General features: G+C 41.7%; 20 protein-coding genes. 17 read left to right on the top strand and 3 right to left on the bottom strand.

Going from position 1 to position 23569, the window contains the following annotated elements; genetic code table 11:
• Positions 1-17: 17 nt before the first annotated feature.
• Together Q7P33_RS06165 and Q7P33_RS06160 are read left to right on the top strand one after the other, a co-directional pair.
• On the top strand, positions 18-650 hold the full coding sequence (locus tag Q7P33_RS06165) for a DUF47 domain-containing protein (RefSeq protein WP_303868483.1): 633 nt from the start codon (positions 18-20) through the stop codon (positions 648-650).
• An 858-nt stretch (positions 651-1508) separates the two neighbouring features.
• Entirely contained in the window at positions 1509-1985 is a 477-nt protein-coding gene (locus Q7P33_RS06160) for a universal stress protein (protein WP_303868481.1), read from the top strand.
• Between the two features lie 735 nt (positions 1986-2720).
• Here Q7P33_RS06160 and Q7P33_RS06155 read toward each other — a convergent pair.
• Positions 2721-3785, bottom strand: a complete 1065-nt coding sequence (locus Q7P33_RS06155) for a GGDEF domain-containing protein (protein ID WP_303868479.1) — start codon at positions 3783-3785, stop codon at positions 2721-2723.
• Positions 3786-4079: 294 nt separating this feature from the next.
• The gene (locus tag Q7P33_RS06150) at positions 4080-5930 is read right to left on the bottom strand and encodes an HD domain-containing phosphohydrolase (RefSeq protein ID WP_303868477.1); all 1851 of its coding nucleotides are present in this window, start codon (positions 5928-5930) and stop codon (positions 4080-4082) included.
• A gap of 301 nt (positions 5931-6231) precedes the next feature.
• Here Q7P33_RS06150 and Q7P33_RS06145 point away from each other — a divergent pair, with 301 nt between their 5' ends.
• Together Q7P33_RS06145 and Q7P33_RS06140 are read left to right on the top strand one after the other, a co-directional pair.
• Positions 6232-7059 (top strand): DUF4391 domain-containing protein, encoded by an 828-nt coding sequence (locus tag Q7P33_RS06145; RefSeq protein WP_303868475.1) that lies wholly within the window; start codon positions 6232-6234, stop codon positions 7057-7059.
• 171 nt (positions 7060-7230) lie between these two features.
• Complete coding sequence (locus tag Q7P33_RS06140) at positions 7231-7554, top strand: hypothetical protein (protein WP_303868473.1); 324 nt, start codon at positions 7231-7233, stop codon at positions 7552-7554.
• Here Q7P33_RS06140 and Q7P33_RS06135 read toward each other — a convergent pair.
• Complete coding sequence (locus Q7P33_RS06135) at positions 7551-8378, bottom strand: metallophosphoesterase (protein WP_303868471.1); 828 nt, start codon at positions 8376-8378, stop codon at positions 7551-7553. The two genes, Q7P33_RS06140 and Q7P33_RS06135, sit on opposite strands and share 4 nt — an antisense overlap.
• Positions 8379-8584: 206 nt before the next feature.
• Between Q7P33_RS06135 and Q7P33_RS06130 the strand changes: the two genes are divergently transcribed.
• The 13 genes from Q7P33_RS06130 to Q7P33_RS06070 all read left to right on the top strand — a co-directional run bounded on the left by Q7P33_RS06130 (position 8585) and on the right by Q7P33_RS06070 (position 23563).
• Positions 8585-9082, top strand: a complete 498-nt coding sequence (locus Q7P33_RS06130; protein ID WP_303868469.1) for a MarR family winged helix-turn-helix transcriptional regulator — start codon at positions 8585-8587, stop codon at positions 9080-9082.
• Positions 9083-9170: 88 nt separating this feature from the next.
• Complete coding sequence (locus tag Q7P33_RS06125) at positions 9171-10337, top strand: ArsA family ATPase (RefSeq protein WP_303868467.1); 1167 nt, start codon at positions 9171-9173, stop codon at positions 10335-10337.
• Positions 10338-10368: 31 nt separating this feature from the next.
• Entirely contained in the window at positions 10369-10614 is a 246-nt protein-coding gene (locus tag Q7P33_RS06120; protein WP_303868465.1) for a hypothetical protein, read from the top strand.
• 35 nt (positions 10615-10649) lie between these two features.
• Positions 10650-11810 carry an ArsA family ATPase gene (locus tag Q7P33_RS06115; RefSeq protein ID WP_303868463.1) on the top strand — a complete coding sequence of 387 codons (1161 nt, stop codon included), beginning with the start codon at positions 10650-10652 and terminating at the stop codon, positions 11808-11810.
• Positions 11811-11867: 57 nt separating this feature from the next.
• Entirely contained in the window at positions 11868-12938 is a 1071-nt protein-coding gene (buk, locus tag Q7P33_RS06110; protein ID WP_303868461.1) for a butyrate kinase, read from the top strand.
• Between the two features lie 114 nt (positions 12939-13052).
• Positions 13053-13346, top strand: a complete 294-nt coding sequence (locus Q7P33_RS06105) for a TfoX/Sxy family protein (protein WP_303868459.1) — start codon at positions 13053-13055, stop codon at positions 13344-13346.
• Positions 13347-13588: 242 nt separating this feature from the next.
• Positions 13589-14818: an aminopeptidase gene (locus Q7P33_RS06100; RefSeq protein ID WP_303868458.1), complete on the top strand. Its 1230-nt coding sequence runs from the start codon at positions 13589-13591 to the stop codon at positions 14816-14818.
• Positions 14819-14853: 35 nt separating this feature from the next.
• A complete protein-coding gene (gene phnD, locus Q7P33_RS06095) occupies positions 14854-16752 on the top strand; it encodes a phosphate/phosphite/phosphonate ABC transporter substrate-binding protein (RefSeq protein ID WP_303868456.1) in 1899 nt (632 codons plus the stop codon).
• 204 nt (positions 16753-16956) lie between these two features.
• Positions 16957-17184, top strand: coding sequence for a hypothetical protein (locus tag Q7P33_RS06090; RefSeq protein WP_303868454.1), 228 nt, complete (start codon positions 16957-16959; stop codon positions 17182-17184).
• A 29-nt stretch (positions 17185-17213) separates the two neighbouring features.
• Positions 17214-19115, top strand: a complete 1902-nt coding sequence (locus tag Q7P33_RS06085; RefSeq protein ID WP_303868452.1) for a lectin like domain-containing protein — start codon at positions 17214-17216, stop codon at positions 19113-19115.
• A gap of 257 nt (positions 19116-19372) precedes the next feature.
• Complete coding sequence (locus tag Q7P33_RS06080; RefSeq protein ID WP_303868450.1) at positions 19373-22015, top strand: cation-translocating P-type ATPase; 2643 nt, start codon at positions 19373-19375, stop codon at positions 22013-22015.
• 160 nt (positions 22016-22175) lie between these two features.
• The gene (locus tag Q7P33_RS06075) at positions 22176-22586 is read left to right on the top strand and encodes a VOC family protein (protein ID WP_303868448.1); all 411 of its coding nucleotides are present in this window, start codon (positions 22176-22178) and stop codon (positions 22584-22586) included.
• Positions 22587-22870: 284 nt separating this feature from the next.
• Positions 22871-23563 (top strand): glycoside hydrolase family 16 protein, encoded by a 693-nt coding sequence (locus tag Q7P33_RS06070; RefSeq protein ID WP_303868447.1) that lies wholly within the window; start codon positions 22871-22873, stop codon positions 23561-23563.
• Positions 23564-23569: the final 6 nt, after the last annotated feature.

The following is a 23569-nucleotide window of genomic DNA, read 5'->3' as shown; positions in this document are numbered from 1 at the left end:
TTGAAAAGGGAGACATTATGTCAAAAAAAGTAAAAACAAAAGGGTATAACTATTACAAGGAATTTGTTGCTGTTTCTAATTTGATTATGAAAGCATCCGAAATGCTCAATGAAACGCTTCAGGACTATGATCTTAAAAGTTTGGAGAAGAAACTGGTCAAACTTCACGAAGTGGAACGAACTGCGGATAACCTCAAATATGAGATGATGGAATTTATGTACAGTGATTTTCTACCGCCCATTGAGCGAGAAGATATTATCAATCTTGCCTGTGCGTTGGATACCATTATCGATCTGCTTGAAGACATCCTCAAATATTTAGATATGTTCCAGATTGAAAAGATTACCCCGGAAATGTTTAAGTTTATGGATCTGATTGTCAGAAGTGCAACGTGTCTGCATGAAGCGATCAAAGAACTGAAATCTTTTAAGAAACCAAAAGCTTTAAATGAGGCGATTATTACCATCAATCGATTAGAAAATGAGGGCGACGACCTTTATGTTCATTCGGTAAGACAGTTATTTATAGATAAACGGGATCATATCGAAACCATTGCCCTAATTCGTATTTATGATTATTTTGAAGAAAGCTGTGATTCTTTCGAGGATGCAGCAGATATTATTTCCAGCATTATTCTAAAAAACTCCTAAATCGGGAAAAGCATCAACGCTTGGTTTTGAGAAGTCATTTTAAATACACCACCGTTTTGTTTTTGAAAAGCGGATGGTGTATTTTTTAAAGTAAAATTGATGCATATTTACAGGCTTGATGTGAACGTACGTAAAAGCTATACAAACATTTACACTTTATCTATTTACATATTATAATAACGTGATATACTATATCTAAATCAAAAATCATCAATCATTTTAAAATTTTAGTGATTTCGATCATTGAAAAGTAAATAATCGCACAGCTCACCAGAAAAATAAAAATTACCAGACTAAAGTAAAATATTAGCAAATGGTCAATTGTTCGTTTTAATGGCAGTGGGAAAAATTTGAATGAGAAAACAGATTGCTCCGAAATGAAGAGCGGTAATAACCTTAACAACTCTGGTAGAAATAGTCAAAGATCATTGGGGATCAGGAAATACCATTCGGTGAAGATGATGACGAAAAGATTTCTAAACGATTGTATTGGTTATCAATCCAATCTAAAGAGTAAGATGATTCCAAAAGTTGGCGATATTTACTAAAAAAGTGATTAAGAAGATTTTTGATAAAATCAATAGGAGGAGTCCAAACGGATGACAACAGAGATTTTAGGCTAGGCCGGTTTTACAAATAAAAATGTAAAATCGGTCTTAGTCTTTTTTTGCTTCTATCAAAGTAATGATATTTTAAAAATATTGAAAAAGTATTTAAAACGAATCGAAGCCGGATTTAGTTGTTTATCGTTTTAATGACCATGCTGTTTTTGAAAAACGAAATGGGGTATAATGAGAAACATCAAAGCACAGAAGAATCATAATTTATTGCAGGACAAGAAAAAAGGAGGATCGAATCATGAAATTACTGGTACCCATCGATGGTTCCAGGGCATCCATTAATGCTCTTAAAAAAGCTTTGGAGATTGCCCGAAAGTATGATTTTGCAATGACGCTGCTGATGGTGGTGGAAGAAAATCATGTGACCGGTTATAGTAGAAATCAGAATTTCTGGCATCAGGTGGATGGATCCATCATTTCATCCGGTGGCGTCGAAATGGAGATTATGTCACAACTGGAAGAACGAGCGGTAGAAATGCTGGATACTATTGTGTCAGAATTTGACTTTTCCGGGATTGAGCTGGAAAAATCAGTGGTAACCGGGGAACCATCCATTGAGATCTTAGAACTGGCCCGGGAAGAAGGCTTTGATTTGATTGTTATGGGCAACCGGGGGATGTCAAAAATCAAGCGCTTTTTTACCGGCTCGGTGACCCAACGGGTCATTTCAGAAGCACCGTGCCCTGTTTTATCCATTCATGAGGATCTTAAATAATGCTTAAAAAAGTGGCGAACGGTTTTGGTACTCCAGCAATGAGAATGGCTTTAAATCGGCTTTACAAATTTTTCATAATTTTTGTACAAACGTTTACAAAAAATCTATTTACTTATTTTAAAAAGGTGCTATAATACAGTTAATCAAAGATCAACTGATCATTTATAAGTAAATTAGATTCAAGTTGCCAATAAGATAAATGAGATAATCAGTATCAACTTAAAAAATCGAGACTGGTTAAATCAAATAAATTAGCGGCAAAGGGAAATTGGTTTAAATAATTTAAAACCGATTGTAATGAAATTAAAACCAGAAGGTAACCTCACAACGAATTAAATGAACAATGAATGAAAAATATCAATGAAAAAAGAAAAGTTCTCACGGTTTCTGAAAGCCATATCCGATATTAAATTGGAAATGAGAAAATGTTCTTTAGTCAAAAATATCAAGTAAAGAATTTAGTAAATAATAATCGGGTGAGTATCAAACAAATCGAATTTTAAAAGTAAGAGCATCCTAAAATTGGAGAAATTTACTTGAATAAGTGAAAAAGAAGGTTTTTGATAAAAAATCATAGGAGGAATCCAAACGGATGACAACAGAGATTTTGGACTAGGCCGATTCTACAGGTAAAAGCGTAGAATCGGCATTAGTCTTTTTTTGCTGCTAAAAATAGGATGTGGTCGTTAGTGTTTTTTTAAGTTGGAACGACCAGATAATCAAACAGTGCTGGAATCACGATACACATTGAATTTGATTACGGCCATTTTTTTTTGCTAAATACAAATTAGCATCAGCTATTTCGAACAAGTCAGTTTTACTCATTTCAGAGGTGTATGGGGTAAAACCGATGCTCATGGTTACAACCTCATCCGGCATGGTATCAAAAACTGCCGTCTCAAGATCGGTTCGTATTCGTTCGAGAATTTCAAGACAGGCTTCCGGTGATTTTTCAGTAAAAATAACGGCGAATTCTTCGCCGCCGTAGCGGGCAGCAAAATCATTGGATTCCAGGTTATCAAGTATGATGGCAGCAGCAGTGGCAATAACCTTATCCCCGTTGCCATGACCTTGACGGTCATTAATCCCTTTGAAACGATCAAGATCCATTAATCCCAGTGAAAGATTGAAGGGTTGTTTACGGCATTGGGCAACCAACTCATCCAGATACTCGTGAAATGTTTTATGATTATATAAATTTGTGGTCAAGTCCATTTTTGTGAGCTTTTCCATATAAATGTTTCGATATAATAGTTCTTTTTCTTTCTCCACCGAGATAACCATATCGGTATAGACGACAGAAAATCGTTTTGTCAATTCTCTGGAGAGAAAATATGAGCTTACCAGAATAGCGGAAAACGTTGTAACTTCGATTTCTGACATCATTGACAAGGGTGGGAACAATAACTTCATGCCAATAAATATGGCAAAAGTCAGATAAAAAGCAAAGTCGATTAGTTTGAGATTCAGGAAAAAAATCGATATAAGTACTGGCATCAAAAAAAGCGATAGCATTATGTAAAATACGGGATAATGGACCATGAACAGAATCGTGACCATGGCTTGAGATCCAACGATGATAAAATAAGGAGTAACTGTTGTATTTAAGCTGATCAGCTTTTTTAAAACAATAATGATAATGATCTCAAGTAAAAGTGGAAATAGAAAGCGTTCCACAAAAAAGGATTGGGGATCCAGATTGGAAAAAAACAGATTAATCAGTGTCACTAATGATGAAACGACAACGGCAACCCATAAGTATGAGATGATGTGAATGTACCAATTCTTGTTTGAATGCAAAACTCGGCCTCCTCTATAAATATAAACATCTTGATGGGATTAACCATGAAACGACTAAAGGATACAGTATTTTCCCGGAGTCTGGATGATATGGCTCATATTGTAACATTTAACAGGTTTATTTTTCAAGATGAATAAACAAGATATGGCAAAAAAGAAAAAATAACGATAAAACATCGTTATTTTCATTTTGAAATAACTATAGTTGGATGGCATTCGGAAATAGTCAAATAAAACTTAAAAATTTTACTAGTGTTAAAAAATACCCATTAATGGAAAATTGCAAAACAAGAACTACTGATCCCTATTAACCGTTTTTTCATCCATCATTTGTTCCTTTAAATATTTATACATTTGACTGAAATCGTTGAGTTCATTCTCGGATGTTGTACTGCGAAGGGTCTCTATTTCATTTATATTGGTTACAAAAATATCAACCAGTTTGGGTTCGAAAAATCTTCCTTTTTCTTCGAGGAGATAAGCTAAGGCAGATTCCTGGGACCAGGCCTCTTTGTACGAGCGGATACTGCGGAGAGCATCGTAGACATCCGCAATCGCTGTAATTCGAGCAAAGATATGGATGTCCTGTCCCGATTTGCCGCTGGGATAGCCACCGCCGCCCCACTTTTCATGATGTTCCAGAGCTACCAGAGAAGCATAACGGAGCATTTCTCGCTCGGAGCTTTTTAGAATTTCATAACCAATATTGGTGTGATATTTCATGATTTCAAACTCCTGCTCCGAAAGGCGGCCGGGCTTATGAAGGATATTTTCACCGATCCCGATTTTTCCGACATCATGCATCGGTGACACCGCCGAGAGAATTGTTACTTCACGCTCGGAGAGTCCGTATTTTTGGGCAAGATATGCAGAAACCCGGGCGACTCGTTTAACATGGTTAGCGGTTTCGAACGAGCGGGTTTCAATGACAGCTCCCAGTTTTGAAATCAAAACCCTCTGGGTATCCACAATTTCTTGATTCAAATCAGCGATTTCGACCGTTTTTTGGTTAAGGCTATTCTTTTCACGAATGGCATAAAGGAGGAGACCAATAATGGTGATCAGTACCCCGGTGATTACTGCGAATAAAATAATCAGGTTTCTGTTTTTTTCAAAATAGGAAACCGGTCTATTAATTACAGTAGCACCTTCCGGAATATAACTAAGATGGTAAGTTTTTAGAACGTTATAATCAAACATATATTGATAATGGGAACCATCCTCATAAATCAACGGCGAAACGGATTCCCCTGCCCAGAGATCAAGCAGCGTATTGGCGGCACTTTCGCCATACTTATATGAAGAAGCGACATAGCCTCCAACCACTCCGGTACCAAGGTAAAAATCCCAGAGTCCATACACTGGATTTTTGGCGTTTTTTAAAATGTAACGGGGAACTTCATCATAATGGTAGGTTATACCATTACGATCCCGAGAATACAAGACATAGAAAAACAGATCGGTGTCACTGCTATTATCAACGATTGTTTTAAGCTCCTCCGGTGTTTTGTCGAAGTAGTGTTGACTTTCATATTCTGGATATTTTTCAGCAAGCATGGTCACGATGTCCGAGCGCATTTCGTTACTGGTGGTGGTTTCATCATAAATAAAATGCAGTGTTTTAATAGTTTTTGCTTGATTTTGCTCTAAAGCCAGCGCAATATTTTTTTCTACATCTGGTCGTTCTTCAATAATCACCATTCCCGGAATTCCCTGACTGTATGGCCTCAGAGAATTGATGCCAGTACTAACGACGTAAATGGTATTGGGCCAAATTGTTTTGCCATACTGGTTGTAAAACAACAGGGCATCATCATCACAAAGGATAATACCATCCAGTGAAACCTGCTGATATTTTTGAGCCATTAATTCAGCTAAGGCTTTAAAATTATTGGCATCAAGACTGCTTTTTGTATCCAGAAATTCATACCGGATGCGAACCTTTTCCCCGGAATCAAAAAGAACTGCTTCAATACCTTCTTCCAAAACCCGAGTATGATAATAATCCCGTTGATAGGATTGAACAATCAGAATTTCTTTGGAATAGATTCCCAGATCATTGGTCGTTGCGAAGACCGCTGGAGAAAGCTGATAACAAAAAAGACCAGTAAAGAATATGAACAATATAAGACGCAGCTTTTTCATTGATTTAGCCTCCAATTAACAGTCTTAATAACTTTATACCAATAAATATTGCGCTTAAACAAACGAGTGGAAACAGATAAGGTGAATTAGTATAAATAGTAATGGGATTTATGGGTAAGTATAAAGCTAATTTGAGCAAAAGGCACTAAAGTGTAGATAAAAGTATGCATGGCTTATTAAGGGGTGTTTATCAGATAGTTGTTCAAAAAGACCTAAGTATTTTGGACGGTTAGTCGATTACATATACAGAGAAGCTATTGTCTTTATAATCAGTACACAAAAAATTTGAGAAGGAGATGCCATGATTGACTTGCCAGAAACCTCCAAAGTATACAAGCGATTGCCCAAAGAATTGTTTTATAAATATTTAAATAACGACAGCGCGTCAAAAAAATTTTTCACCGATGAAATTCGTAGCATCATCTGGATCAATACACTTTCACCCGAAACAATAACACATCCAACTGGGCAAAATATTGCAGAAATCGCCATCGTCGAAATTATTCTAAACCGTCAGGCGGTCAGTTCCACGATTCTTGAAATTATCAACCGTGAAATTGATCAATATGCAGTCTTCCTGGTTCGATACGAAGAGTGGGGGCAGCTCTGGTGCTGTGATCATCAGACACTTAATCCCCAAACGGGTCTGTTCAATTGCCAAAACTATTATCAGACGAATTGGATGAACACTGATGATTTGTCATTGAAGATTGATGGTATGGATCTGGATCAAATTTATGAAAACTTTTTTATCCAGATTGCTGGAAAACCATTTCCAGTCTGGAATGTTAAAAGTCAGAAAAAAAATGAAGAACCGATAGAAAAAGGTGAACAAGCAGGAATGTTAGAACAAATGGAAAAACTTGAAGCCGCCATTAAAAATCTCGAAAGTCAGATGGGAAAAGAAATACAGTTTGGCAAACAGGTTAAACTGGCGACGGATTTAAAAATGACGCGAGAGGAATTGCAAAAAATTAAACGGGGAATGTCGACTCATATTGAAATTCATCAACCGGAAATTGTGACGACTCAGGAGGAAAAACCTGAAGCAGTAAGGGCTTATTTTCCTAATGTTTATATGAAGATGCAGGATAACCAACGAAACCACACAGAGTATTTTTTAATTTGAAAAATGATTAAATAAACCAACCAATACAAAAAAACACTCGTCGAGGGTGTTTTTTTAAAGTTATTCGAATAGCGATGGGATCAGGCATACCAGCTAAAATAAATTGTAAAGATCTGGAAAAAAGCTTAAAATTATAAACAGTCAAATAACAGGGCTGGAAAAGGAGTAGCGATGTTAAAACGGATACAGAATATTAAAGGAATCGGTAAACGAGTCAGAGACATTAATGAAACGCTGAATCGGGAAGGGTTTTATCTGCCCTGGAATGACAAGCAAAGTGAATTGTTTTTCAGAAGTTTAAAACGGGAAATAACAACAGCCGACTGGAACGATGAAGCTGGCAATAAAATCAGATTGATTTTTGCGCCCCAGATTATTAAAGCAGATGGCTACGATACAACGATCAATGTGATTGAGGTAGAATACTACACCATTGAGCAGATTGTCGAACAGATCCGTAAACAGCTTCATGCTCAAAAGCAATCATTAAGTTAAGGACTGACTTCGATAACGACAATTTCAGGTACGTTCAGAAAGCGGAAGGGTAATTTGGTCATGCCGGTACCCTTGGTGACAAAGAGGTTGGTTTGTCCCTGGCTGCCAATTGCATACAAGCCTTTGACATATTTTTTCCCATTGGCGGGCAGAATTTTTTCGGTGAGGTAAGGCAGTGAAATCTGACCGCCATGGGTATGGCCAGCCAAAACCAGCTGAACCGCATCACTATTCATATCATCGACAATATCTGGCTCATGGGTCAGTAGAATATTATAAGCGCCGTCCCTGGCATCATCAGTCAGATTCAAATCAGGATTACCCCGGTAGACATCATCCAGGCCAAGCACCCGCAAATTAAGTTCGGAAACATCCAGCCAGTCATTAATGAGAACCTCAAAACCGGCAGCGTTCATCAAATCAGAATAATTGTACTGATCTGATAAAGCATATTCATGATTTCCGACAACGGCAACCTTGCCATAGGTGGCGTGGATTCCAGCCAGACTCTGGGCGATTGTATCCGGATTGACGGTGAAATCGCCACTGGATCCAATCAGGTCACCAGTAAAAACAACCAGGTCAGCATTTTGTGCATTTATTTTTTCGACAATTTGCCTAAGCTGGTCGTTGTCGTTGAATTCACCCAGATGCGTATCACCAAAAAAAACGATTTTAAGGGGGGCCTTAAGTTTGCTGCTGACCAGGTTTTCCCGATTAACCATTAAGAGATTGGGTTCAATGTATCGGGCATAAGGATAGCAGCCCACTAAAAGGGAGGCTAAGGCAATGGTTGTGATCAGTAAGAATTTTCCAAATTTCATCGTAACTCCTTTCGGCTCTTTGCATTATAACCCGCAAGCTTTAAAGGGTCTTTAATAAGCAAGAAAATTTTGAGAAAGGTCTAGAATCGCAAGGTCATTCAAGAGGGACTTTAGAAAAAAGGGGTTGACAACAGAGTACTTCGGATGTAGAATTAAATTAATTCGAAGAGTGAAGTATTTTACATATATAATAAAGGAACAGCTGAATGGAAAACCGTCTTAATGGCAATCTGGAAACATTGATATTTGAATACCTGGATAAAATAAAATATCTTTTATCACCAGAGATCTGGGGTAATGAAATTTTTAATTGCTCGAAGAATGAAGTGTTTGTATTGCTGCTTTTGTATCGACGCAGTGATGTGAATATGACCCAGATTGCTGATTATCTAAGTGTACCGCTTAATACGGCCACAGGGATCGTGGCTCGGATGGAAAAACGGGAGGTTGTTCTTCGGGAAAGAAGCTCAGAAGATAAACGGGTGGTCACCATTAAACTGACCGAAGTCGGCCGAGCGTCGATCCGGAATATCCTCACCGAGATGATCCGTTTCGGACAGTTGATAATGGATAGCTTCACCACCGAGGAAGTCAATCTGGTATTCAAACTGGTGGATAAGGTTATCGATATACTCAATCAGGATACCGACAAAACGGTTAAAACAGAAACCAATTCAAAAATCATGAAAATTACCATTGAATAAATCGGCTGCCTTCGGGCAGCATCTTTTCAATAAAATACTTCGAACAGCGAACTATTCGAAAAAAGAATTAAAATACAGGAGGAATTTTATGAAACGGATAATGATCTTTACCGGCAAAGGCGGGGTGGGCAAAACCAGTGTGGCGGCCGCCCATGCGCTTAAATCAGCACAACAAGGACAAAAAACGCTGATCGTCAGTACGGATATGGCGCATAATCTGGGGGATTTGTTTGATCATCCGATTGGTAAAGAAGCGGTTACGGTAGCTGACAATCTTGATGCTCTTGAAATCGATCCGAATTATGTCATGGAAAAGGATTTTAAAAATCTGATGCAGGCCTTTAATAACATGATTAGCTCAATAAATCCGGATGGTGCTGAAATGGATGAGTTCTCGATGATGCCGGGGATGGATGAGCTGTTCGCCTTACTAAAAATTCAGGAATTATACAATAACAGCGACTATCAGCGGATTATTGTGGACTGTGCCCCGACGGGAGAGACCTTGTCGTTGCTTAAATTCCCAGAGCTGATGTGCTGGTATATGGATAAGTTCTTTCCTGTTGGCAAGGTAGCGGTGCGGATTTTGTCGCCTGTTTCAAAGTCATTATTTAAAATTCAATTACCTGACCGTCATGCTATGAGTGACATTGAAACCCTCTATGTGAAGTTGATTGAACTCCAGGAGCTGTTAAAAAACAAGGAAGTATCCTCGGTACGGTTGGTGACCATCCCGGAAAAAATGGTGGTGGCAGAAACCAAACGGAATTATATGTACATGAAGCTCTACAACTACAATGTCGATGGCATTTTTATCAACCGGATCTTGCCCCGGGAAATCGAAAACCCCTTTTTTGCAGAATGGATTACCATCCAGAAAAAGTATATTGCCGAAATTGAAGCTTGTTTTGATCAAATTCCCAAGTATTATATTCCCTGGTATGACACTGATTTGTTGGGGCTGGATGCCATCAACCGGATCTGTACTGATGTCTTCACCGACAGCAGTGAGTTATTTGCGATCAAAGCAGATATTGCAGGGGAAGAATATGAGCAAACAAAAGAGGGATATGAACTGAAACTTTTTTTACCAAATATTACCAAAGATGCGGTGGCCGTTCATCTGGCCGGGTCGGATGTGATTGTCAAAATCGGCAATTATAAACGGAATATCCCGCTACCCAATAGTCTTAGAGGGATGACTGTCAGCTCGGCAAAATTTGACCAGAGTACCTTGGTCATTGCCTTTCAATAAGATTATCAAGAGATCAAGAGGAGGTCTAATAATGAACCGTGAATTTATCAAAAACATGATCCTGGCCAAGCAATATGAGCGGGATGCGTTCTTGTCCCTGCTGTCCCCATCGATCGCTCAACATGTTACGGTGATCGAAAAGGAAGTAAAAGGGATTGTCGTTGATCTGGCCAAGGAATGGGCGTTGGATGTTAGCGCAGCGGTTAGCTCGACGAAACAGCAAAAAACTACAGAATCTGATCATGATAAAACAGTCAAAAAAGTATCCATCGATTAGTATGATTTCGTGAAGATTAAAATAGGGGGAAAAACATGCGAATTATTTTATATACCGGCAAAGGCGGGGTCGGTAAAACGAGCGTTGCGGCTGCAACGGCGGTTAAACTGGCCAAAGAAGGCAAAAGGGTTTTGATTATGAGCACCGATCAGGCCCATAGTTTAGCCGATTCATTTGGTGTCAAGCTGGAGAACACTCCGGTTAAGATCAGTGATATGCTCTGGGGATTGGAAATAGATACCATCCTGGAAGGTGAACGTGCCTGGGGAAATATGAAAAACTATCTGAAGGAATTGTTGACAGCACGGGCTCAAGGGGGGATTGAAGTCGAGGAATTGCTTGTTTTTCCGGGACTGGAAGAATTGTTTGCGTTGTTTAAAATTATCGATATTTTTGAAGAAAACCAGTATGATGTGTTGATTGTCGATTGTGCGCCTACTGGCGAAACTCTGTCATTATTGAAGTTTCCGGAAATGTTTGGCAATATGATTAAAAACGTGTTGCCAATGAAAAAAAAGGCCGTTAAAGTGGCTGGTCCGATGGTTGAAAAAGTTATGAAAATTCCGATGCCTGAGGATAATGTCTTTGATGATGTGGAGCAATTAAATGAAAAACTATACCAGCTGCAGGCGCTGATGACCAATAAAGAAATTTTTAGCATCCGCATCGTCACCACGCCGGAGCGGATTGTCATCAAAGAAGCCAAACGAAATTTTACTTATCTGCATCTATACAATTATACGATTGATGCCGTGATCGTCAACAAGGTTTATCCGGCGGTGGCTCTTGACGGGTATTTCAGCAAATGGATCAATCTTCAGGAAGAAGGGCTTCAGGAAATTCGTGAGAGCTTTTCCCCGGTGCCGGTCTTTACACTGATGCTACTGGATCGAGAATTAGTCGGTGAAACGATTCTGCAGGGAGCCGCCGAGCAAATTTTTGGTGAAACCGATCCGGCGGGGGTCTTATTTAAAGATACTATTTTTGAAGTGAAAAAAGAAATTGATGGTTATGCATTTGTTTTGAACATTCCTTTTGCCGATAAGAGGGACATGGATATGGGCCAAAAAGGTAATGAACTGATGATTCAAATTAAGAATGAAAAGCGTTGTTTTACCTTACCAGATGTTTTTTTAAATAAAACTGTGCAAAGTGCCAGATATGATCAGGGCAGGCTGACAATAAAATTTGCATAACGTAAGAATTGGGTTTAAAATAAAAAGAAATCCATCAGACAAGGCGGAAGGTGATTCATGCAGACGTACTATATTTTAGCCATTAATCCAGGTTCAACCTCGACCAAAATTGCGGTTTTTGAAAATGAAGCCGAACTTTTCTCCCAAGTAGTTGAACATGATCGTAACGAGCTGGAGGGTTTTACAACCGTAAACGATCAGTTTGAGTTCAGAAAAAAGACGGTAATACAAATCATACATGATCATCACTTTGATCTCAATCAACTGGCGGTAGTGGTTGGCCGGGGTGGTTTGTTACCACCGATCCATGCTGGTGGTTACCTGATTAATCAGACCATGAAAGATCTGATTCTGAGTGGGCAGCTTTCGCCTCATGCAGCCAATCTGGGGGCCCTACTGGCGGCGTCGGTTGCCGAGCCGTTGGGGATTCCCGCTTTTATCTATGACGCCGTGTCGTCGGATGAAATGGCTGATGTCGCTCGGATCACCGGCTTTCCGGAAATTGAAAGAAAAAGCCTTTGCCATGTTTTAAATAGTAAAGCGATGGGCCGGAAATATGCCAGCGATATGGGAAGAAGTTATGAACAGGTGAATCTGATCATCGCCCATTTGGGTGGGGGAATTTCTATCAGTGCTCACAAACAGGGACGGATCATCGATGTGATTGCCGATGATGCCGGCCCTTTTTCGCCAGAACGGTCAGGTGGCATTCCCCTATTGGCCCTGATGGAGCTGATTTATGAGAAAGATTATAAAAAAGCTGAGCTGCTAAAAAAAATCCGGGGGCTGGGGGGCTTGAAAGCCCATTTGGGTACTGGAGACATCCGGGTTATTGAAAAACGGATTTTGTCTGGTGATCAGAGGGCAAAGCAGGTTTATGAAGCCCAGGCCTATCAGATTGCCAAAGGCATTGGCGAAATGGCCACAGTGTTAAAAGGAGACATCGATGGGATTATCCTTACTGGCGGGATGGCCTATTCGGAGAAACTCACCATGATGATCAAGGAATACATTGCCTTTCTGGGCCCAGTAAAATGTCTGCCGGGAGAAAACGAAATGGAAGCCCTGGCTCTGGGTGGACTGCGGCTGTTAAGAAGAGAAGAAGAACCCCGGATATTCCCCCGTTAGGCCGGCAATAATTCTGGCCATGGAGAAAAAACAGCTTAATTATTAATTGCCAAAAGGCATGAACGTTGTGAGCAATTTCGCCAGTAGCAAATAGCATTAGAAGAGGAGCAGCAGATGATGGATAATAACCACAGTAATCCAAATAATTCCGAAAACGTCAATCTGACCAAATTACCGAATATTGGCAAAGAAATAAAGAAGCAGCTGCAAGCAGTGGGAATAAATACGCCAGAGGATCTGGCAGCGGTTGGCAGCCACGAGGCTTGGCTCAAGATCCGGGCGATCAATTCTTCAGCATGCTATAATCGTCTTTGTGCTCTTGAAGGGGCTATACGGGGAGTCCGCTGGCATGATCTGAATGAAGCAGTAAAAAATGATCTGAAAGCATTTTACAAAGACAGCCGTTGACAAACTGCTCCCGCTTTAATTAAAATTAAAGTGCATTTTACAAATTTTTCTAGTTTCATTATTTTCTGAACGTGATATAATTTTTAACATAACTGTACATAATAAGAAAAGAAGTGCACATAAAAAGAAACGATATATATAGGCAAAAACGAGTTTTATGATGTTTTGTGCAGGAAGGTGACTTTCTACAAAAAAACGGCTTTCCTGTTTTATTACGATACCACAGAAAAAGAGGAAAATAGATGAACCATATGGAGAAACTAAGGGAATATGCCCGACTGATTGTTCGTACCGGAGCAAATGTACAGCCTGATCAATTGGTGGTGGTGAATTGTTCGGTAGAGAATTTTGAGTTTGGGCGGATGATTGTAGGCGAGGCCTATAAGGCTGGCGCCAAGGATGTAATCGTCTTCTGGAACGATGTTAAAATCAGCCGTTTGCGTTACGATCACGTCAGCCTCGAGGTGTTGGGCAACATCCCCAATTGGCTGGCAGAATCCCGGCGCTATTATGCGGAGCAGAAAGCTGCCGTCATTTCCATTGTCGGCCATGATCCAGAAGCCTATAAAGGAGTGGCCAGCGAAAAACTGCAAACCAGCAGTAAGGCCTCAGCCAAGGCATTTGAGCCATATTATAAAAAAATGATGAACAGTGAATTTCAGTGGTGTGTCGCAGCGGTCCCCGAGGCCAGATGGGCCATGAAGGTATTTCCGGGACTTTACGAACAGGAAGCGATGGACAAACTCTGGGACGCCATCTTTGAGGCCGTACGCATTGGAGAAGGTGACGCAGTTAAAGCTTGGGATGACCATAAGATCAAGTTGGCTAAAAAATGCCAAAGTCTCAACGCGGCTCATTTTGATGCCTTGCGCTATAAAAATAGTCTGGGGACTGATTTTACCGTGGGTCTTCACAGAAATCATATCTGGGAAGGGGGCGGAGAGTTCACTCCAGATCAGGTCTACTTTTTTGCCAATATGCCCACCGAAGAAATTTTCACCGCCCCAGACTGTTTCCGGGCTGAAGGGACCTTGGTTTCATCGCTGCCACTTTCTTATCAGGGAAACCTGATTGAGAATTTTAGTCTGACCTTTCATGAGGGCAAAGTGACCGATTATCAGGCTGAAAAAGGCGAAGAATACTTAAAGACCCTGATTGAAACCGACGAGGGATCAAGGCGGCTGGGAGAAGTGGCCCTTGTTCCCTACGATTCACCGATTTCCAATACCGGGATCCTTTTTTATGATACCTTGTTTGATGAAAATGCGGCCTGTCATTTTGCCCTGGGAGAGTGTTATCCCACCAATATCAAAGATGGGGTTAAAATGTCCAAAGAAGAATTGCTTGCCGCAGGTGGTAACCAGTCTGATACCCATGTAGATTTTATGATCGGCACCAATGATCTGGAAATTACCGGAATTACCGGTGATGGTCAGGAAATCTGTGTTTTTATAAATGGCAACTGGGCTTAAAGCCGAATGAAGAATTAAAAGAATGGAGAAGGATTATGGACGAAACGAATAATGGAATCAATTTGGAAAATATTCACCAGGAAGTCAAAACTATCGCCCAAGCTTCGGATGAACTGAAAAGCAACATGATGAGTCTGGAAGAAAGCTCAGCCTTGTCAGTGGAAATACTAAACGAAAACAAAGCTACGATGAATAGCATTTTAGAGTTGCTCACCGCCATTACAGATAAAGAAAAAACCTTGGACGACGAGGAAAAAGAAAATGTCAACAGTGAGCTTTTTTCGCTGCTTGAGACGATGGATTTTGACATCAAAAAGTTGAGTTGGTTTTCCGAAGAAAATGTCAAGGTTTTTAATGCGATTGTCGACCAGGCTCATGAAATTGCCAAACTCAGTGAAGAAAATGCTTCCAGCACCTATGAAATCAATTCGGAAATCAATCATTTTACGCAGGTGTCCAGTAAACTTCAGGGAAATATTGTCAGAATTGAAGAGAACTCCAGCCGGTCCGTTGAAATGCTCAACGAAAACCGATCCACCATCAGCAGCATTTCGGATCTGTTGTTGGACCTGATTGATGGGGTTAATCAGGCCTCGGGAATTAACGATGAATTGGACGGTTCGTCGAAGCAAATCAGCAAGTTTGTTGACTATATTAAGGATATTTCTCGCCAGACCAATCTGCTGGCACTGAACGCTAGCATTGAGGCCGCCCGAGCCGGAGCCGCTGGCAAGGGATTTTCGGTAGTGGCGGAAGAAATCAAACGATTGTCAGACAGTACAGCCAACTTTGCCACCGAAATCGAACAGATCGTTAATCAGGTAATTGTTGAAGTGGATCGTTCCAATAGCGCAATTGAACGGTGTACCACCCGAACCAAAGATATTGAAGGGGCGGCCCAGAAATCCGGGGACGTCATCGAGGATATTCAGAAAGTTTTGATTGAGCTGAATCTGTCGATGAATGAAATCAAAGACATTTCCAGTGTTCAAGTGAATACTTCCCAGGGTATCCAGTCATCGGTTGCCAAGGTGTCAGATGCCGTGGATACGACCCATCGGGTGACCACCGATACCATCAGCACCATTGTGACGCAGAAGTCAAAAAATATTGAGTTGCTGAATTATTGCACCAAGCTTTCAGAAATGGCCAGTAGTGTACAGAAACTGACGGCCAAGAATAAGAATAAAAACGAAATAATTTTTGGAGTTAATCCTTTTACCTCGCCTGAGAACATCAAAACCATGTATGTGCCGATCTTAAATGCGGTTTTCAAAAAAATCGGTTATAAGGTCCGTACGATGATCGTCAAGGATTACGATGCGCTCAGTGAAGGCATGAAAGAAGGCATCATTGATGTGGCCTGGTTCTCACCCTTTGCCTACGTTAATGCCCATGAAAAAATTGGCATTGAACCGCTGGTGACCCCCAGAGTTTACGGAAAGGTATCCTACAATGGTTGTATTATCACCCGCAAGGACAGTGGTATTACCAATTTAAGCGGTCTAAGAGGGCGTAGTTTCGCCTATGTTGATGAGGGCAGTGCTTCCGGCTATCTTTATGCCCGGCATAGTATTAAATCCGAAGGTTTGAATCCGAATACTATTTTCAGCAAAACGGCTTATCTGGGTAGCCATGACAGTGTTATCAAAGCAGTGCTGTCGCGCGAGTATGATGCTGGAGCCACCTATAACGAGGCGATGGAAGAAGCCGAAGCAGACGGCTTGAATCTCAGTGATATTCGGATTATTTCCAAAACCCCGGATATTCCCAAAGATGCGATTGCCGCTAATCTCAAGTTACCAAAAGAGTTTACCGATTTATTAAGACAAGCTTTTGTGGAGTATGTCAAGGCCCCCAATATCAAATCCCCTGTTGAAGGCTTTGTCGAAAGTGATGACACTAAATACGATGTAATCCGGGAAGTGATGTAGGGTGTTTATATACTGGATTATGGGGTATAACTTCCTAGAGTAGAATAAGGGGAGGTTGATCATGATCGTATTGATTAGTAAGACACTGGTTCTGGATCAAGAAAAAATAACCGCCGAAAAACCTGGCGGTTATTTTTTTAAACAGAGCGGATAAAATTATTCTAATCAGTGTCAAAAAACATAAGTCGATTGCAGGAGGAGAGAATGGAGAAAGTTACGAACATTAGAAACAAATATGCCCAGGAAATCGCAGAAATTCTTTATTTATTGAAGGAAGTGGGAAGCGGACGTATCTATGGCTTCCCCGGGAACTGTACTCCGGGAGATGACGAATTAAAAACCAACGTCGATACCCTCACCGAAAAATTCAATGAGTTACTTGAAAAAATTGAGTATGGAAAGGATTCTGGGACTGGGAAACAAACGTATTGAGATCCAATTAAATGAGGAGCGAAGTGAAAATGAAAGACAATTTCAAAAAGTTACTGTCATTACTACTGATCAGCTTAATGCTGACAGTTTTGATTCCGGGTACCACCTGGGCAGAAGAAGAAATTACCGAGCCGGGTATGGCCTCACTAAATCCGGCTTTTGTTAAGTACCAGGAGGATGTTAATGCGGGAACCATTAACACATCAACTATTGATGGTTATGGTCGGGGTTATATCCCGCCACCACTAAAACGTAATGAAGGACCGATTGATACAGCGATCACCTCGGCGGAAGCTTTGCCAGCCGCCTTTGACCTTCGAGATACGGGCCGGATTACGGCGGTTCGCAGTCAGGGCGATTATGGCAGTTGCTGGGCTTTTGCCAGCCTGGCTTCGTTGGAATCCTATTTAAAAAAAGATACAACCGTTGATTTTTCAGAAAATAACCTGATGTGGAACAGCGGCTTTGACAAAAATCCTGGAGACGGGGGAAATTATTCTATGGCAACTGCTTATCTGGCCCGTTGGAGTGGTCCGGTGAGTGAAAGCAGTGATCCTTATGATACTCCGAAAAAAACCGGATTAGCTCCGGCTTATCATGTTCAGGAAGTGAAATCGATTCCAAAACTGCCATCGACGATCAAGCAGGCACTGATGGACGGCGGTGTGCTTTATACTTCGATGTATTCAGTCCCTCTGGATGGAGAAGAGTATTACAACCCGGACACGTTTGCATTTTATTACGATGGTACGGAAGAACCTGATCACGATGTCGCGATTGTTGGCTGGGATGACAATTACAGCCGGGATAATTTCAACAAAAAACCGGAAGGTGATGGAGCCTGGATTATCCGCAACAGCTGGGGAGCGGATTGGGGAGATGACGGTTATTTCTATATGTCCTACTATGATACCTATGCAGGCAGTAATGTGACCGCTTTTCATAATGCTGAAGCGACCAATAATTATAGCACTATTTATCAGTATGACCCACTGGGTAACATCTCAGCCATGGGTTATACCGATGGGGACAACACTGCCTGGGGTGCTAATATCTTCACGGCAACGGCCAGCGACAATCTGATGGCTGTGAGTACCTATGCGTTAACCCCCGGAACTTCAGCAGAAATCAAGGTTTATACGGATGTGAATGATGGTAAACCAAGCAGTGGCACCTTGCGAACCACTCAGACCACAACTTTTTCGCGGGGCGGTTATTATACAATCGATTTGGACAATCCGGTGGGATTGGTTGCCGGACAAAAATTTGCGGTGGTTGTTAAATATAGAACCCCAGGAACGAATGATTCAGTACCGGTGGAAAGCCGATTTGAAAACTACAGCAGTGCTGTGACAGCCAACCCCGGAGAAAGTTTTACCAGCAATACCGGAACTGGCGGTTGGTATGATACGTCTAAAAAAAGTCTCAGCAATGTGTGTATCAAAGCCTTTACGCAAAGCCGGGATACCTATGCAAATTGTGTCTATCGCACCCATGTGCAAGATCAGGGATGGCAGAACTGGCTGAGCAATGGTGGAGCCAGCGGTACCTCGGGAGAATCCTTGCGGTTGGAAGGTATTGAAATAAAAATGGACACCAAGGGCTATGATCTGGGGATTGACTATTGTACCCACGTCCAGAATCAGGGCTGGCAGGAGCTAAAAAGTAATGGGATCATGAGTGGTACCGAAGGCCAATCGCTGCGGTTGGAGGCCATTAAGATTCAATTAACTGGAGCTGATGCGACGCAGTTTGATGTCTATTACCGGGTTCATGCCCAGAACGTCGGTTGGATGGATTGGGCAAGTAATGGTGCTGCAGCGGGCACGGCCGGGTTTGGTTATCGACTGGAAGCCATTGAGATTCAGGTGCTGCCAAAAGGAACGGCGGCTCCGGGTTCGATGGTACAACCATTCCTTGAAAACAATTAAAAAAAATTGTCCAAAAACCCCGGCGCATTAGCTTGACAAAGACAATGCGCCGGGGTAAAATATAGAAGTTATGAGGGAGTAATTTGCGCAATTTGCGTGATAAGTCAACATGCATGGTAGTAATACCTGGCTTATCTTAATGAGTGAGACTCATGTACAGTTTTTCTGTACTTGGGTTTATTTTTTTCCAGGTGCAGAGGCATCTGGTTTTTTTTATTTTTTGTATGACCAGGTGTAGATTTTTGAAGGAGGATTGGATGAAGACGTATTTGCAGACTGCAGAAGAAGTGCTGGAGGATTTAAATTCCAGTAGCAACGGCCTCTCCCAGGCCGAGGCTGGCAAGAGGCTGGAAACGAACGGGAAAAACAAGCTGGATGAGGCTAAAAAAGATTCATTGGTGGTACGGCTTTTTAATCAGCTAAAAGATCCGATGATCGTGATCCTGATTGCTGCTGCCGTTATTTCCGGCATCACAGCCGCCTATTCTGGCGAATCCTTTGCGGATGTGATCATCATTATGGCTGTGGTGATCATTAACTCGGTACTGGGTGTGTATCAGGAAAGTAAGGCAGAAAAGGCCATTGAGGCGCTTCAGGCGATTTCAGCAGCCACCTCCCGAGTCAGACGGGATGGCAAGATTTGTGAAATTAAAAGTGAAGATCTGGTTGTTGGTGATGTTATACTACTGGAAGCCGGTGATGCGGTGCCAGCTGATGCCAGATTATTGGAGAGCGCCAGTCTAAAAATTGAAGAAGCGGCCCTGACCGGAGAAAGTGTTCCAGTGGGGAAGGTAATTTGTGCGCTGAATCTGGGGGATCAAAAAGACATTTCGCTGGGTGACCGCAAAAACATGGTGTATATGGGCAGTGCCGTGGTTTATGGCCGGGGTTCGGCAACAGTAGTAGCCACCGGGATGCAAACAGAAATGGGGAAGATCGCTAATGCCATTACCCAGGCGAAAGAAAATGCTACACCGCTACAAATTAAATTGAATCAGTTAAGTAAGGTGTTAAGCTGGTTAGTATTGGGAATTTGTGTGTTTATTTTCGCTTTAAGTCTGGTGCGTTTGTACTTGGGTGACGGCATTACTGGGATCGGTGTTCTTGATACCTTTATGGTGGCCGTATCCCTGGCGGTCGCCGCCATTCCCGAGGGGCTGGCGGCGGTGGTCACGATTGTACTATCGCTGGGAGTGACCAACATGGCCAAAGAAAAGGCTGTAATTCGTAAGCTTACAGCTGTCGAAACTCTGGGATGTACCCAAGTAATCTGTTCGGATAAAACTGGAACCCTGACCCAAAACAAAATGACGGTGGTGGATCACTTTGGTTTTGATGAGTACTTGTTGGGAAGAACGATGGCCTTGTGTAACGATGCCCATTTAAATGAAGCGAACAAAGCTGAAGGCGAGCCGACTGAAGCGGCGCTGGTCAACTATGGTTTTTCGTTGGGATTAAATAAGAGCAAGATGGAAGAACAAACGCCCCGGGTGGGTGAAGCACCGTTTGATTCCGGCCGAAAGCTGATGAGCACCATTCACCAAATGGCAGATGGCAGTTTTACCCAATATGTAAAGGGCGCTCCCGATGTACTGATTTCCCGCTGTACCAGCTATTGGGACGGTAATACGCAGTTACCGCTAACCGATGCTATATACGAGGAAATCAGACAAGCCAATAAAGGTCTGGCGGACCAGGCTCTACGTGTATTGGCCGGGGCTTTTCGTAGGTGGGATTCGATGCCGACAGATCAGTCACCGGATTATCTGGAGCATGAGCTGTGTTTTGTTGGTTTAACTGGAATGATTGACCCGATCCGTCCTGAAGTCAAGGATGCGATTGCCCAGTGTAAGTCGGCAGGTATCCGAGCGGTCATGATCACTGGTGATCATCGGGATACAGCCATTGCGATTGCCAAACAATTGGGAATCATCAGTGATTCGAAAGAAGCCATAACAGGAGCACAGCTGGACGAAATCAGCGAAACCGAGCTCAAAGAAAAAATTGGTCGTTTCTCAGTCTATGCCCGGGTTCAACCGGAACATAAGGTGCGGATTGTCAAAGCCTGGCAGAATCAGGGCATGATTGTCGCCATGACTGGTGATGGTGTCAACGATGCGCCGTCGATCAAAACCGCCGATATTGGGGTGGGAATGGGGATCACCGGCACCGATGTAACAAAAAATGTGGCCGATATGGTGCTGGCAGACGATAATTTTGCCACAATTGTCAATGCCGTGGAGGAGGGCCGACGCATCTACGACAATATTCGTAAAGCCATCCAGTTTCTGTTATCTTCCAATTTATCAGAAGTCATTGCCATTTTTGTGGCAACTTTGCTGGGATTTACAATTCTAAAACCAGTACATTTACTGTGGATCAACCTGATTACGGATTCCTTTCCTGCCATCGCCTTGGGCGTTGAAGGCGAAGAAGCTGACACCATGAAGCATCCACCTCGGGAATCTCAAGAAGGTGTTTTTTCCCGGGGACTGGGAGTCGATGTGATCTGGCAAGGGGTCATGGTGGCCGTGGTCACCATTGTTGCCTATTTTGTGGGACATTACATCGAAGCTGGAGTTTGGGAAATTGCTGAAAGTGCTGACGGGATGACAATGGCTTTTTTAACCCTTTCAATGGCGGAAATGTTCCATTCGTTGAATATGCGCAGCCGACGTCAGTCCATCTTTAAAATGCCACATCAGAATAAATTTTTATTCCTGGCCATGGCGGCTTCGCTGGTGTTGACCACGGCAGTTATTTATATTCCCAGCATTGCCGCAGCATTCGAATTTGAACCCATCAGTCTGAGGGAATACGTTGTAGCCATGGGTCTTGCCGTGGTGGTGATTCCAATTGTTGAAAGTGTCAAATTTTTCCAGAGAAAATTTAACAAATAACTATTTTTGATCTGTTAATTAGCTTTAAGAACATCTGTATAACGTTTATGCAGATGTTTTTTAATGCAAATAATATTCAATTATATTGATAAATTCGGGCGCTAAAGGGTATGAAACGATCGAGAATCAGAAATTTTAGATAAAACTGGAGGAGAGAAAAATGAAGATCGGTCCCTATATTAATTTTCCAGGAAATTGTCGTGAAGTTGTAGATTTTTATACAGAAGTCTTTAAGGCTCAGAAACCGAATATCATGACTTATGGGGAAATGCCACCAGATCCCAATTATCACATGCCAGACAGCGTTAAAGAGCTTGTGGCGAATGCCCAACTAAATATTAACGGGAACACCATCATGTTTTCAGATGTACCACCGGGGATGCCTTTCACAAAAGGCAATAATATCACGCTGGTGATTGTGCATGATGATGTGGAGGAAATCAAGCGGCTTTTTGGTTTGTTAAGTAAAGAAGGGACAGTGGAGATGTTGCTTCAGGAAACCTTCTGGAGCAAGGCCTATGGCTCCTTAACCGATAAGTTTGGGATTGGTTGGCAGATATCAGCCGAATAAATCATTAAGTCCAAAAGCGTTGAATGATAAATAAATCTGGCCAAAGTCTTGAAAAGTGAGACTTTGGTCTTTTTTCCATAGATCTGTATAACGTAACTTTGTTGAGGTAGTTGGGGTGTTTGGCTGATTAGTAATTATTTGCGACAAAAGGGCTGGAGTTATTCTAAAAAACATAGAGAATTGACAGAAATACTGATAAAAAAGAAATAATATTTAATTGAAATCCATTAGTGGGTATCAGAAGGATAAAGTGCTTGTACTTGCAGAAGAAAGGAAGCATTCATATGAAAAAATCGTTGGTCATTTTCATCATATTTTTAGGGTGTTTACTGATTGGTATGATGTTATTTATCGCTCGTGTAAACCAGCCGAAGAGCGATGATAGAGAAGGAAAAATGAATCAGGAGAATTTCGATAATTTGGACGAAAATATCTGGGCAATTTCGAGTAAAACATTGGGACGAACCCTGCTAAACCCGGAAAATGTGATGGTTAAGGATGATTTCCTCAATATCCGGATGCCAGCGAATACCCTGTCAGGGGGAGAAATTGCTAGCCGTGAAGCGGTGTCCTATGGCAGTTATGAAAGTCGGATGAAGCTGCCGGATGCCCCATCATCGATTACTGGCTTTTTCCTGTATGCACCGCCAGATTATTTTTATGAAATCGACATTGAAATACACAATACCAAAGAAGGAAAAATATTACTCACTACTTATGCTGACGGCGAAGTCCAGAACGAATATGTGGGGGATTTAGGGTTTGATCCCACCGCCGACTTTCATCATTATCGTTTTGACTATACTGAAGATCAGGTGGCTTTTTATGTGGATAACAAATTTATTAAAAAATGGCAAGACGGATTCCCGAGGGGACAACCGATGCAGTTGATGGTCAATACCTGGTATCCCAACTGGCTGTCGGGAACTCCGACACCAGAAGATCAGGTTTTATTGGTTGATTGGATTCGATATTAGGAGGAG

Source organism: Acetobacterium wieringae, assembly GCF_026646375.1.
GTDB lineage: Bacteria > Bacillota > Clostridia > Eubacteriales > Eubacteriaceae > Acetobacterium > Acetobacterium wieringae_A.
The sequence above is the reverse complement of the archived record's forward strand: the minus strand, read 5'-3'. Positions and strand labels throughout refer to the sequence as shown.